This is a genomic window from Pseudoxanthomonas sp. SGT-18, assembly GCF_003931645.1.
Taxonomy (GTDB): Bacteria; Pseudomonadota; Gammaproteobacteria; order Xanthomonadales; family Xanthomonadaceae; genus Pseudoxanthomonas.
Genome location: NZ_RRYJ01000001.1, coordinates 478,557 through 491,680, shown reverse-complemented (window position 1 = coordinate 491,680; position 13,124 = coordinate 478,557). Strand labels below are relative to the sequence as shown.

The following is a 13,124-nucleotide window of genomic DNA, read 5'->3' as shown; positions in this document are numbered from 1 at the left end:
ATCCGCCGACCCGCCGCGGTCAGCGGTTGAGTTTGTTGATCAGGGCCGCCCGCATGCGGCGGGCGGAGGTTTCGTCGAACGGCGCCAGCTCGCCCCGCGCCTGCTCGGGCAGGTGCTCGCCGGCGCGCCCGGCCGGGCCGAACACGTAGTACTCGAACAGCTCGCGCCAGGCGCGCTTTTCCTGCTCCGGGCGGTCGCGGATCGACCACATCGCCAGGTTGAGCGCGTGCATCGGCGTGGGGATCCAGGCCGGCATGCTGCTCCACCAGTAGTTGACCAGCACGGTGAATGGATCCAGGCCCTGCACGTGGTGCCACCACATGCTGGGGATGAAGATCGCGTCGCCCGGCTCCAGCACCACCGTCTGCCCGGCCTTGATCGCCTCGGCGAAGCGCGGGTAACGCTCCAGGTCCGGGGCCTCGAAGTCGACCACGCTCACCGCCTGCCCGCCCGGCGTGGGATGCAACGGGCCGGGATAGAGGTTGTGCACCTGCTCCGGCGGGAACAGGGTGAAGCGGCGCCGGCCCACCGCGCAGCAGGCGATGTTGTTGGGCGCGTCGTAGTGGCAGGACGCGGTCACCCGGTTGCCGATCCAGATGCTCGGCGGCGCGGACACGCCGTGCCGCTCCAGGCCAAGGTCGTTGTGCCCGCGCAGGCTGGGCAGGCAGTAGTCGACCAGCAGCGAGGCCACGTAGTAGGTCGGCGGCGCCGGGTCGTCCTCGCAGGCGGCCAGCTCGTCCAGCACCTGGTCCAGGGTGCCGCGCCGCACCTCGCAGTTGAGGCGGGTGAAATCCTCGTTGTAGAACGGCCGTCCCGCCGTCGACGGCTCGCCCCAGTTGTATTGCAGCGGGCGGCCGTTGTAGTGGCTGCGCAGCAGCTCGCGCGCGGCCTGCGACGATTCCAGCCCGGCCCTGACCAGGCTCCAGTCGCGCGCCAGCCCCGGCAGCACGGTGGGCGTGGCGTCGGCGAGCAGCCGTTCCAGCGGCAGCGTCTCCGGCGTGCAGCCCTCGAGCACGCGCACTTTCGCGAGCCGGTCGAACATGCTCAGGCCGCCTTCCCCTCGGCTTCCTCGCGCAGGCGCCGCTGCTTCTCGGCGATCAGGCGCGACACGTTGTTCAGCGAGGCCAGGATCAGGTACACGCCCTCCAGCCAGCCCTCGCGGTGCAGTGCATGCAGCTGTTCGGCGTCCAGCGCCGCCAGGCGCTCGCGGTCGATCCCGTACAGCCCGGTCAGGTTGAACTGGTGCCCTTCGTCGACCCTGACGTCCAGGGTCACCGGCTGGATCAGGCCCAGCCGGTCCAGCTCCGGATACATCCGGCGCGCGCCCTCGACGCCGACGTGGATGCCGTGCAGCACGCGGATCACCTTCTCCAGGTACGGGCTGTTGCCGCCGTGCGGCGCGAACACCGGGTGGCCGTGGCCGTCGCGCAGGCGCGGGTGGTCAAGGTCCACGTGGATCACCGGCTCGTTGCGCAGCTGACCATCGACCATCTGCTCCTGGAAGCCGATCAGGAACGGGCCGCGCGCGATCACCGCCGGCAGGTAGTTGGCGTGCCAGGCGCCGTCGCGCAGGTACAGGTTCTCGCTCGGGCCGAAGCCCAGCAGCGCCACCGCGTGCCAGGACCCGTCCGGGTCCCTGCGCAGGAAGATCGGGTATTCGCGCTGCATCTCGGCGAACTCGGTCGGGAACGCCTCGACCATGCCGACGGCATCGCCGTAGTCGGCACTGAAGCGCGCGGACACGCGCAGGTGGCTGTGCGCGACGTTGTTGAGCAGTTCGTAACGGGCCATCTTGGCTCCAGCAGGTTGGTGCGGACCGCAGGGGGTCCTTTCCCCGGAAGCTGCGCTTCCCCGATTGACCATATCGGCACCGCGCACGGCCCGCAAGCGGACTTTGGCGCGGCTGCAGGCCGCGAAAAAAAGGGACCGTCGCCGGAGCGACGGTCCCTGTCCTTGCAGCGGTTACAGCTACGTCGTTCCCACGTCAGAAGGTGTAGCGCAGGCCCACCATGTAACGCGGGGACTGGTCGACCAGGCGCACGAACTGGCGGCTGGAACGGGCGTGCCAGCGCACGTCCTCGCCGGTGAGGTTGATGGCCTCGGCCGACACCGACAGGTTCTCGGTCAGCTTGTAGCTCACGCTCAGGTCGATCTGGTCGTACTCCTCGACGAAGTACGGGTTGCGGTTGTTGCCGTTCTGGTTGGCGGCCAGCAGGTACTCGTCGCGCCAGTTCCAGGCCAGGCGCGCCGACCAGCCGTACTTCTCGTACATCAGCACGAGGTTGGCGGTGTCGGACAGGCCGGTCAGGGCGAACACGTCGGTGCCCGGGTCGGCCGCGCGGTCCACGCCCACGTCGCCTTCGACGATGGTGTAGTTCGCCAGGACGCCGAAGCCGGTGTCGCCGAAGAAGTACTGGCCACCGATCTCCCAGCCATGCAGCGTGGCCCCGCGCTGGTTCACCGGGCGGTTGACGTCGAACTCGTACAGCGGGTCGCCGCGGCTGGCGTCGCCGATCACGTCGTACAGGGCCTCCAGCTCCAGCACCTGGGCGTTGGAACCGTTGTACGCGGACAGGCCGCCGGTCTGGTCGGCGTAGCGCAGCAGCGCGGTGGCGGCGAACAGGGTGGTGTAGTCCTGCTTGCAGCCCTCGGACGGGTCGTTGCCGGCCGCGGTCACCTGGGCAATACACTGCGAGCTGCCCAGGAAGGCGTTGGCTGCCTGCGCGTCCGGGCCCGAGGTCGGGTCGGCCAGGCCGTACAGGTTCTCGCGGACCACGGTGTTGCCGATGAAGTTCTTGACCCGCTTGTTCCAGTAGGTCACGCCGATGAAGCTGGACGGGGCGAAGTACCACTCCAGGCCGATGTCGACGTTGTCCGACTCAAGCGGCAGCAGGCTCGGGGTCTGCGCGTTGCCGGTGGCGCGGTATTGCTCGCCGTACAGGATCGAGCCGCTCGGGATTCCCGGGTTCGGGCCGGCGTACAGGTTGCCGTACGGGGCGCGGGCGATGGTCTTGCTGAACGACGCGCGGCCCTTCAGGTCGGCGGTGAAGTCGATGCTGAAGTCCAGGTTCGGCAGCACGTAGCTGTAGCTGGCCGTCTCGGAGAACGGCATCGCCTCGGGCGAGTTGCGGATCTGGAAGTCGTTGTTCGACAGCCAGGCCATGCCCGACGGGACCTGGATGACCGAGGTCGACTTCACGTCGGTCTTCTCGTAGCGGACGCCGGCGACCATGTAGGTCGGGAAGTCGCCCAGCATGCCGTCCTGCTCCCACTGGATATAGATCGACTTGGTCTTCTCCTGGACCAGGTTGTCGGCGTCGTACGCCGGGTACACGCTCGCCTTGATCTCGTCGCAGCGGTTCTGCGCGTTCCAGGCGGCCGGCGCGTTGCCCGCGGCGCACAGGCCCTCGGCCCACTGCGCCAGGCCGGTGGCGTTGCCGATCCACACGTTGGAGTCGGCGCCGTTGGTGTTGAAGTCCTCGAACAGCCTGGTGATGCTGAACTTGCGCAGGTGGTTGGCGATGTCCGCGATCTGGCCGCGGTCGGTCGAGGTCCAGTCGCCCAGGGTCATCAGGTGGGCATGGCCGTCGACGTTCAGGCGGCGCATCTTGCTGTCGCTGGAGTTGACGCCGAACAGGAAGCGGCCGTTGTCGAAGGAGAACTCGCCGTCGATGCGGCCTTCCTTGACCTCGCTGTCCTGGCGGGTCGACCAGATGCGCATGATCTGGCTGCCCAGGGTCTCCGGCGCGAAGTCGGAGTTGACCACGCCGTTGGTGTTGGCCAGGGCGTCGGCGGTGGTCGGGTACAGCGTGCGCCACATCACCGGCAGGCCGTTGCTGAAGCGGTACTCCTGGGTCCAGTTGTTGGTGCTCGGGTCGGGCGCGAAGCCGCCGAAGCTGAACGCGGTCGAGCTGCCGCCGGTGACCGGGTCGTTCGGGCGGCTGTTGACCTTGGTGTTGTGGGCGTCGAAGGTCAGGCTCAGGCGGTCGTTGACGTCCCACTTCACGTTCAGGCCGATCGAGTCGAGCTCGTACTTCTGCTCGTCGCGCTGCTGCTCGAAGCCGAAGTCCTTGCCGCCGCCGGCCAGGTCGCGGATGTAGACCGGGGTCGCAACCTTCTTGTCACCGTCGAAGGTGACGTGGGTCAGGTTGTTCTGCAGCCACATGGTCTGCTCGCCACGGTCCTGCGCGATCTCGTTGGTCGAGTAGGTGTAGTCGAGGGTGAAGGTCAGCGCGTCGGTCGGGGCGAACTGCAGCACGCCCTGGGCGTTGGTGCGCTCGCGCTCGAAGTTCTGGTACGCGTAGCGCACGTCGTTCGGCATGGAGTACAGCTGGCCGATCTCCGGCGCGTTCTCGATCACCGCGTCGGAACGGAACTTGCTGTCGGTGCCGGTCCAGCGGGCCACGTTCCAGCCGTTCTCGGTGGCCTGGGCCGAACCGCCGTGGCGCTTCTGGTAGCTGGCGTTCAGGCTCACGCCCCAGGTCTTGTCCGGGTTGGCGTAGCTGAAGATGCCCGAGATCTCGGGGGTGATGTCGCTGCCGATGGTCTGCGACTCGTCCTTCACCGCCTTGACGCCGGCGCTGGCGACCACTTCGCCGCCACGGTTGTTGAACGGGCGCGCGGTCAGGATGTCGATCGTGGCGCCGATGCCGCCGGACGGCTGCGAGGCGCGGCCGGTCTTGTACACGGTCACGCCGTTGATCGCCTCGGAGGCGAGCTGGGCGAAGTTGAAGCCGCGGGTACCGGAGCCGATGCCGCCGACCTCCAGGCCGCCGCCGCCGAAGCCGTCGGCGCCCGGGATCTGGCGGCCGTTGAGGGTGACCAGGTTGTAGCCCGGGCCGAAGCCGCGCGCGGTGACCTGGGCGCCTTCGCCGTCGCGGCGCTCGATCGAGATGCCGGTGATGCGCTGCAGCGACTCGGCCAGGTTGGTGTCCGGGAACTTGCCGATGTCCTCGGCGCTGATCGCGTCGACCACGCCGGGCGTGTCGCGCTTGATGTTCATCGCGTGGTCGAGGGAGCTGCGCAGGCCGGTCACCGTCACGGTGTCCAGCTGGGTCGCCTCCCGCGAGTCCTGCGCGAACGCGGGATTGATGACGATCATGCCGCCGACGATGGTGAACATCGCCCGCGAGCGGAGCTTCTTCAGCTTCTTGTGGTTCATCAGTAGGTCCTCAGCACTGGGAATTGACAGCCGTCGGCGTGCGCTGGCGCGTGCCCGACCGGAACCCGGCCGCAGGCACGCCGATAGACAGCGCTGGACATCGGAGACACGTGTACATCCTGTTAAACCTCCCCTCTCTCTGGTTCGAAATGGTGGTTCCTTCCGCCTTTTAGTCGCAGGCGTTACCTGCTTTTCCCCCGGATCGCATTGCCCGGGTGTGTGCCGGCTCGAACGCCTCACCGGCGAATCTGGAAGAAAGGCGCGTTCCACGCCTCCCACGCGCTGGCCGCAAACTGTGAACTCCAAGTGCAGCAGTTAGCGGTACCATTTAACGCGAGGCGAATGGATAACAGCTGTTTTCCAGGGTGTCCACACTGCAGCGCAACAGTTTTTTTACTGTTTCGGCGGGAACATTCACGCGCACTAAACAACTGGAACATGACACCGTGGGCCAATATTCCTGGCACGTTCGGCCGATTCCGCCTTAATACGCGATCGCACTTTTGAAAGTGCCATACCAATCAAGGCATTGCGGGATGGAAACGTGTTCACGGAATTTCCGTCCCCGCAGGTACGGGAATGCAAGCATTACTTGCATACCGGTCGGACGTAAGCGTCCGGCGCGAACGACAGCGACGGACATACTGCTGCGTCGCAACACAAATCTCCGCAAAGCCGGGCTGCCACTCCGCAACTCAAGCATTGCGCGTGGCGCCAGCCCCGCCCCCGGGGCGGCACGGCTCAGGGCAGGAACGGGAAAACCAGCTTAAGCACGCCGCGCAGGGCACCCTCGGCGCTGGCGGCCACGGCCCTGGCACCGAGGCTGTTGATCGCATTGCGCACGTCCTGCCAGCGCAGGCTGGACACGTCCTTGCGCAGCAGCTCGGCCAGCTCCTGGGAGGCGGGCGCCAGCGCGCGCAGGCGCGCCACCACCACTTCGGTATCCGGCTGCAGGAAGCCGCTGCGCTCGGCCAGGGCCACCAGGGTGTCGAAGCGCACGGCCAGCACCTCGCGGTTGCGCTCGTAGACCGGCAGGCCGCCGGCATCGAGGATGGCCTGCTCGAACTGCTGGCGGTCGTCCGGGTGCTCGATGCGCACCGCGAGGAAACCCTCCTTGCGGCTGCGCTCGCTGACGTGGCTGGCGCCGGCGCGCAGGTTGGCCTCGCCCAGGACGTGGCCGAGGATGCGGCGCAGGGCTTCGTCCGCCGGCTCGGCCACCAGCTGCCGCCAGCGCGCGTAGCCGTCGCGGCGCAGCGCGCGCAGCTTGGCCGGGGTCACCCGCAGCTGCGCCGCGGCGGCGTGGTTGCTGGCGTTGCGGTCGATCGCGCCGTCGCGCTCCAGCAGCACGAACACCAGCAGTTCCAGGTCGCGCTTGCTGAGCGCGCCGAAGCCCTGCAGCTGCGTCTGGCGCAGGAATTCGGAGGCGAACGCCGCCGGGTCTTTGAGTTCGAGCTGCTGCATGGGATTGGCCTCCTCCGGTGCCGCAGTATCGCCGGCGCCGGTCGCAGGGGCTGGGATGCGCTTGCAACCTCCGTCCCCCTTCGCGCCGGCAGGCGCAAGGATGGCACGGCGGCATACGCCGGCGTCGCGGCGTCCGCCCGGCCTGTGGCATCGTGTGCCGTCCGCCAGCCGGCGACCATCCGCACGACGCACACCATCTATATGGAGGGACCATGCTCGACACCGGACTGACCCGCCGCCACCTGCTGGCCGCCATGGCCGGCGCCGGCATCGGCGCCGCCCTGCCCGCCTCGGCCGCGCCGCGCCCGGTCGCCGGCGCGGCCCGCGGCACCCACGCCGGCCGCCGCCCGGATTCGATCGGCGTGGCCCTGGTCGGGCTGGGCTACTACGCCACCAACCTGCTTGCCCCAGGGCTGCAGCTGACCCGCAACTGCCACCTCGCCGGCATCGTCACCGGCTCGCCGGACAAGATCCCGGAATGGCAGCGCAAGTACGGCATTCCCGACCGCAACGTCTACAGCTACGACGACTTCGACCGCATCGCCGGCAACCCGGACATCCAGGCGGTCTACATCGTCACTCCCAACGACCTGCACAAACCGCTGGCCCTGCGCGCGGCCGCCGCCGGCAAGCACGTGTGGTGCGAGAAGCCGATGGCGATGGACGCCGCCGAGGCCCAGGAGATGATCGATGCCTGCCGCGCCGCCGGCGTGCAGCTGGCCATCGGCTACCGCCTGCAGCACCAGCCCAGCACCCTGCGCCTGCGCGCGATGGCGAGGGAGAAGCCGTACGGGCGCATCCTCAAGGTGCGCGCCGACGCCGGCTTCCACGCCTACGACGACGTCGACCCGGCCAACAAGCCGTGGCGCCTGCTGCCGCAGCACGGCGGCGGCGCGATGTACGACATGGGCGTGTACTCGCTGCAGGGCGCGCGCTACATCACCGGCCAGGAGCCGGTGGCGGTGAGCGCGCGCAGCGGGACCACGCGCCCGCACCTGTTCGAGGGCGTGGACGAGACCACGCATTTCACCCTGGAGTTCGGCGATGGCCTGGTGGCGGAGTGCTCGACCAGCTTCGGCCGCAACATGAACCTCCTGCGCGCCGACTGCGAGCGCGGCTGGTACCAGCTGGAGCCGTTCCAGACCTACAACGGCCTGGCCGGCCGCACCAGCGACGGCCAGCTGTTCGATGACGGCGGCGTGCCGCACCAGCAGGCGCTGCAGATGGACAACGACGCGCTGGCGATCCTCGAGGGGCGGCCGCCGCTGGTTCCGGGCGAGGAAGGACTGCGCGACATGCGCGTGGTCGACGCGGTCTACGCCTCCGCGCGCGAGGGCGGCCGCCGCATCGTGCTGTAGCCGGTTAATCCGCGCTTCACCGCGCTGCTTCCAGGCTCAGGCCCCCGCACCGGACCAAAGGAGCCAAGCATGAGCCGGACCCCTGCCCGCCTCGCCGCCGCGCTGCTGCTGGCCGCCGCCAGCGGCGGCGCGCTGGCCCAGGCCGCCACCCTGCCCCTGCCGCCCGATCCGCCGCCGCCGGCGGCCGCGCCCATGCAGCGGCAGAGCGGCATGGTGGTGATCGAGCGCGGCAACGACGAGCGCGTCGTCGTCCGTTCCTATGAACCGGACAGCGTGGTCGGCGAGTACCGCATCGACTTCGATGCCATGGACGCCAACGGCGACGGCGTCATCGACCGCCGCGAGGCCGCGGCCAATCCCACCCTGGAAGCGGAGTTCCGCGCGGTCGACGAGAACGGCGACGGCCACCTGGACCGGGCGGAACTGTCCGGCTGGATCCGCTGAGCTAGAGCCCGGCGGCGTGCCGCCACAGCGCGCGCTTGAGCGGCGGCAGGCGACCGGCCAGGCCCAGCAGGTGCCCGCGCAGCAGGGTGGGCACCGGGTGGGCGTTGGAGAACACGGTATTGATCGCCTCGAACGCGTGCGCGGAGACCGTGTTGTCGCTCAGGCGCCGCCGCTCCCAGCGCTGCAGCCGGTGTGGCGCGGTCCAGTCGGCGCCGCGGCGCAGCGCCGCGGCCACTTCGTCCTGCAGCGCCGCCACGTCGCGCAGGCCCAGGTTCACGCCCTGCCCGGCCAGCGGATGCACCACGTGCGCCGCGTCGCCCAGCACCAGCACGCGCCCGGCAACCTGTTGCCGCACCAGCTGGCGGCGCAGCGGGAAGGCGGCGCGCTTCGACGCCAGTCCCACCTTGCCCAGGCGAGCGGCCGAGGCATCACCCAGCTCGATCGCGAACCGCTCTTCGTCCAGTTCCAGCACGCGCGCCGCCTCGGCATCCGGCAGGCTCCACACGATCGACGCCAGGCCATCGGTGAACGGCAGCAGCGCCAGCGGGCCGGTGGGCAGGAAGCGCTGCCAGGCGGTGGCCTGGTGCGACTGCTCCGTCCTGATGTAGGCGACCACGCCCCGCTGGCCGTAGTCGTGGGCGTCGACCTCCAGCCCGGCCAGGCGCCGCAGCGCCGACGCGGCGCCATCGGCGGCCACCGCCAGGCGCGACTCCAGCCGGGTGCCGTCGTCCAGGCGCAGGCGCACGCCGGCCGGGTCCTGCTCCATCGCCTCCACCCGCGCCGGGGTGTGGCAACGCACGCCGGCAATGGCCAGGGCCGCCCACAGGCGGTCGGCCAGCAGGTCGTTTTCCACGATCCAGCCCAGCTCCGGGCGGCCCATCGAGGCGGCATCGAACACCAGCTCGTCGCCGCCGGCCGCGTCCCATACCCGCATGCGGCGGTAGGGCTGGGCACGCGCGTCCAGCACCTGCGGCCACACGCCCAGGCGCTGCAGCAGCGCGGCGTTGTCCGGCGCCAGTGCGTACACGCGCAGGTCCGGCTGTTCGCGCGACCAGCGCGGCGCCGGGCGCGGCTCGACCAGGGCCACCTCCAGCCCGGCACGCGCCAGGGCCAGGGCGCAGGCCGCACCGACCACGCCGCCGCCGGCGACCACCACGTCCAGGCGCACGCGGCTCATCGGCACAGCTCCGGCACGTCGCCGCGGAAGCCCATGGCCCCGCCGACCAGCCAGGCCTGCAGCCAGGCGGCGCGGTCGGCGGCCAGCAGGCCCAGGCTACGCAGCGGGCGCAGCAGCGGCGAGGGGTTGGAGGTCAGCCGCGCCAGCCCGTCGGAGAACGCCAGGGTGCGTTCGCGGTCCTCGCGTCGGCGTTCGGCATGGCGCGCCAGCAGCGCCTCGGCGCCCGGATCGGCCGGCGCGGCACGCAGCAGCTCGGCCAGGGTCAGGGCATCGCGCAGGCCCAGGTTGAAGCCCTGCGCACCCACCGGGTGGATGGTCTGGGCGGCATTGCCCAGCAGCACCGCGCGCGGCGCCACCAGGCTGGCGGCCAGCACCTGCGCGATGGGGTAGGCGCTGCGCTCGCCGGCGGCGAGGAAGCGGCCGGCGCGCCAGCCGAACGCGGACTGGATCCGCGCCAGCCAGCCGGCCTCGTCCAGCGCGGCCACTTCCGCGGCCTGCGCGGTGGGCACGCCGTGGACCACGCCGAAGGCGCGGTCGCCGCGCGGCAGCAGCGCGGTGGGACCGCTGTCGGTGAAACGCTCCCAGGCGGTGCCGTCGGCCGGGCGCTCGCCGCGCACGCGCGCCACGAACAGGGTCTGGCCATAGTCGTGGCGGCGCACGCCGATCCCCAGCGCCGCGCGCACCGCGCTGCCGGTGCCGTCGGCCGCCACCAGCAGGCGGGTGCGCAGTGACAGCGGGCCTTCGCCGGTTTCCAGGCGCAGGCCGCGGACGCCGTCGCCGGCCTCCTCCAGACCGGCGAAGCGCGCCGGGCGGTAGCGCACCAGGCCCTGGACCCGGGACAGCCGTGCCTCCAGCGCCTGGCCGAAGTCGCGCGCCACCACCACCTGGCCGAAGGCCTCGCGTCCGTAGTCGGCCGCGTCCAGCTGCACCCGGCCGAAGTCGCCGGCGCGGCTGACGTGGATGCGGCGGATCGGGCCGGCCGGCGCCTGCAGGCTGGACAGCACGCCCAGCGCCTGCAGCGCGTTGACCGAGGCCTGGGCCAGGCTCAGGTTGCGCTGGTCGAACACGGCCGGCAGTTCGCCGGCCGGGGTGGCCTCGACCAGGGCCACGTCCAGCGCCAGCCCGTCCAGGGCGATCGCCAGGCTGGCGCCGACCAGGCCGCCACCGACGATCACGACATCATGCGTTCGGATCATCGGCACATGATACGCGGCGCCGTGCATGCGCCGCGGCGGCGGCCGACGCGGCGCCACGCCCTCGGCTAGAATGCCGGCCACGTTATCCACCAGGCCCCGTGCAATGACCGCCACCAGCCAACGCCTCTTCGTCCTGTCCGTCCTGGCCCTGCTGATGGCCGCCTCGCGCGCCCACGTGTTCGACCACTTCTCGCCGCCGGACGCCAGCTGGGCGGTGTTCTTCGTGGCCGGCTTCGCCCTGCGCGGCTGGGGACGCTGGGTCTTCCCGGTGCTGATGGCGCTGGCCATGGGCGTGGACTGGATGGTGATCTCGCGCCAGGCCGCCTCGTTCTGGGACCACTACTGCGTCTCGGCCGCCTACTGGGGCCTGATCCCGGCCTACGGCGCGCTGTGGGCCGGCGGCAGCTGGCTGCGCCGCCGCTACGACGGGGCCAGCCTGGCCCAGGCCGGGCGCCTGCTCGGCGCCTTCCTGGTCGCCGTGGTCGCCTGCCAGCTGGTCGCCCAGGGCACCTTCTACTGGTACAGCGGCGTGGTCGCCGAGCCGACCGTGGCCGGCTGGTGGAAGAACTTCATGGACTGGCTGCCCGGTTACGTGGGCACCGCCGCCACCTACACCGCCATCGCCGCCGCGCTGCAGGTGGCGGCCGAGCGCATCGCCCCGGCGCTGCGCCTGGACCGCAGCCAGGCCGCCGGCTGAGGCGCCATGGGCAACCGGCTGTCGAAGATCTACACCCGTACCGGCGACGACGGCAGCACCGGGCTGGGTGACGGCAGCCGCACCGGCAAGGACTCGCTGCGGGTCGCCGCCTACGGCACCGTGGACGAGGCCAATTCCGCGATTGGCGTGGTCCTGGCCGCGCCGGACGTGCCGGACGACGTGCGCCAGCTGCTGACCACGGTCCAGCACCAGCTGTTCGACCTCGGCGGCGAGCTGTGCATCCCCGGCCACGCCGCCATCGCCGAGTCCGACGTGGCCGGCCTGGAGCAGGCCCTGGACCGCTACAACGAGGCCCTGCCGCCGCTGAAGGACTTCATCCTCCCGGCCGGCGGCGAGGCCGCGGCGCGCTGCCACCTGGCCCGCACCATCGTCCGCCGCGCCGAGCGCGAGGCGGTCGCCCTGTCCCGCGCCGAGGCGGTCCGCGGCGAGGCCCTGCGCTACCTCAACCGCCTGTCAGACCTGCTGTTCGTGCTGGCCCGGGTGCTGGCGCGCGCCGCCGGCGAGGGCGAGGTGCTGTGGCGCCATGAGCGGCGCCATCCCGGGGCCTGACCCCTCCACAGGTTCTATGGCGCCGGCCCGCGGCGCGCGGTAGCGTGGGCCCATGCTCGCCTGGACCCATCCCGCCTGCCTGGCCCACGACACCGGCCCGGACCATCCGGAACAGCCCGCCCGCCTGCAGGTGGTGATCGAGGCCCTGCAGCACCACTGCCCTGGCCTGGACTGGCGCGAGGCCCCGGCCGCGGCGCGCGGCGACCTATGCCGGGTGCATGCGGCGGAGATGGTCGACCAGGTGCTGGCGCCGGTGGTGTCCGGGATCCAGCACATCGATGCCGAGACCGTGGTCTCGCCCGGCTCGGCGCGCGCGGCCGTGCACGCCGCCGGCGCCGGGATCGCCGCGGTGGACGCGGCGATGGCCGGCCCGGAGCGGGTCGCGTTCTGCGCGGTGCGCCCGCCCGGCCACCACGCCACCGCCGACACCCCGATGGGCTTCTGCCTGCTCAACAACATCGCCGTGGCCGCGGCCTACGCCCGCGACCGCCACGGCCTGGAGCGGATCGCCATCGTCGATTTCGACGTGCACCACGGCAATGGCACCCAGGCGATCTTCCGCGAAGACCCGGCGGTGGCCTACTTCAGCACCCACCAGTCCGGGCTGTACCCGCACACCGGCCACAACCGCGAGCGCGGGGTGGGCAACCTGCACAACGTGCTGCTGCCGCCCGGCAGCGGCGGCTTCCGCTTCCGCAACACCTGGGCCGACCACCTGCTGCCGATGCTGGACGACTTCCGCCCGCAGCTGCTGCTGGTTTCCGCCGGCTTCGACGCGCACCTGGCCGACCCGCTGGCGGACCTGATGCTGGACGCGGACGACTTCGCCTGGCTGAGCACCGAACTGCTGGGCATCGCCCTGCGCCATGCCCAGGGCCGGCTGGTGTCGATGCTGGAGGGCGGCTACAACCTCGACGCCCTGGCCGAGTGCTGCGTGGCCCATGTCAAGGCCCTCGGCGGCTGAACCCGGGCCGGCCGCGGGACGGCCGTTCATTGCCCGCATGCACCCGCATCCGGCAAGCTACCGCCGATTTCCGGCCCGGATGCCCCCTCCCTCGTG

At 71.1% G+C, this 13,124-nt stretch carries 11 protein-coding genes; 5 read left to right on the top strand and 6 right to left on the bottom strand.

Annotated features, from left to right (window positions below; genetic code table 11):
- Positions 1-19: 19 nt before the first annotated feature.
- The 4 genes from EIM47_RS02210 to EIM47_RS02195 all read right to left on the bottom strand — a co-directional run bounded on the left by EIM47_RS02210 (position 20) and on the right by EIM47_RS02195 (position 6,622).
- Positions 20-1,042 (bottom strand): cupin-like domain-containing protein, encoded by a 1,023-nt coding sequence (locus EIM47_RS02210; RefSeq protein ID WP_125075957.1) that lies wholly within the window; start codon positions 1,040-1,042, stop codon positions 20-22.
- A 2-nt stretch (positions 1,043-1,044) separates the two neighbouring features.
- Positions 1,045-1,791 (bottom strand): SapC family protein, encoded by a 747-nt coding sequence (locus tag EIM47_RS02205; RefSeq protein ID WP_028915962.1) that lies wholly within the window; start codon positions 1,789-1,791, stop codon positions 1,045-1,047.
- A gap of 193 nt (positions 1,792-1,984) precedes the next feature.
- Positions 1,985-5,161 carry a TonB-dependent receptor gene (locus EIM47_RS02200; protein WP_125075956.1) on the bottom strand — a complete coding sequence of 1,059 codons (3,177 nt, stop codon included), beginning with the start codon at positions 5,159-5,161 and terminating at the stop codon, positions 1,985-1,987.
- Between the two features lie 741 nt (positions 5,162-5,902).
- Complete coding sequence (locus EIM47_RS02195; protein ID WP_125075955.1) at positions 5,903-6,622, bottom strand: hypothetical protein; 720 nt, start codon at positions 6,620-6,622, stop codon at positions 5,903-5,905.
- Positions 6,623-6,834: 212 nt separating this feature from the next.
- Here EIM47_RS02195 and EIM47_RS02190 point away from each other — a divergent pair, with 212 nt between their 5' ends.
- Together EIM47_RS02190 and EIM47_RS02185 are read left to right on the top strand one after the other, a co-directional pair.
- Positions 6,835-7,980, top strand: a complete 1,146-nt coding sequence (locus EIM47_RS02190; RefSeq protein WP_125075953.1) for a Gfo/Idh/MocA family oxidoreductase — start codon at positions 6,835-6,837, stop codon at positions 7,978-7,980.
- Positions 7,981-8,049: 69 nt separating this feature from the next.
- Positions 8,050-8,424, top strand: a complete 375-nt coding sequence (locus EIM47_RS02185; protein WP_028915965.1) for a hypothetical protein — start codon at positions 8,050-8,052, stop codon at positions 8,422-8,424.
- A gap of 1 nt (position 8,425) precedes the next feature.
- Here the strand turns inward: EIM47_RS02185 and EIM47_RS02180 are convergent, their stop codons facing one another.
- Entirely contained in the window at positions 8,426-9,601 is a 1,176-nt protein-coding gene (locus tag EIM47_RS02180) for a UbiH/UbiF family hydroxylase (RefSeq protein WP_125075951.1), read from the bottom strand.
- Entirely contained in the window at positions 9,598-10,797 is a 1,200-nt protein-coding gene (ubiH, locus tag EIM47_RS02175; protein WP_125075950.1) for a 2-octaprenyl-6-methoxyphenyl hydroxylase, read from the bottom strand. The genes EIM47_RS02180 and ubiH overlap by 4 nt, the downstream gene beginning before the upstream one ends.
- Positions 10,798-10,900: 103 nt before the next feature.
- On the opposite strand from ubiH, the gene EIM47_RS02170 reads away from it, so the two are divergent.
- Genes EIM47_RS02170 through EIM47_RS02160 form a run of 3 tightly spaced genes read left to right on the top strand, consistent with a single transcriptional unit; the run spans position 10,901 to position 13,028 of the window.
- On the top strand, positions 10,901-11,494 hold the full coding sequence (locus EIM47_RS02170; RefSeq protein WP_019398279.1) for a hypothetical protein: 594 nt from the start codon (positions 10,901-10,903) through the stop codon (positions 11,492-11,494).
- Between the two features lie 6 nt (positions 11,495-11,500).
- Complete coding sequence (locus EIM47_RS02165) at positions 11,501-12,064, top strand: cob(I)yrinic acid a,c-diamide adenosyltransferase (protein WP_019398278.1); 564 nt, start codon at positions 11,501-11,503, stop codon at positions 12,062-12,064.
- A 52-nt stretch (positions 12,065-12,116) separates the two neighbouring features.
- Positions 12,117-13,028 (top strand): histone deacetylase family protein, encoded by a 912-nt coding sequence (locus EIM47_RS02160; protein WP_028915967.1) that lies wholly within the window; start codon positions 12,117-12,119, stop codon positions 13,026-13,028.
- Positions 13,029-13,124: the final 96 nt, after the last annotated feature.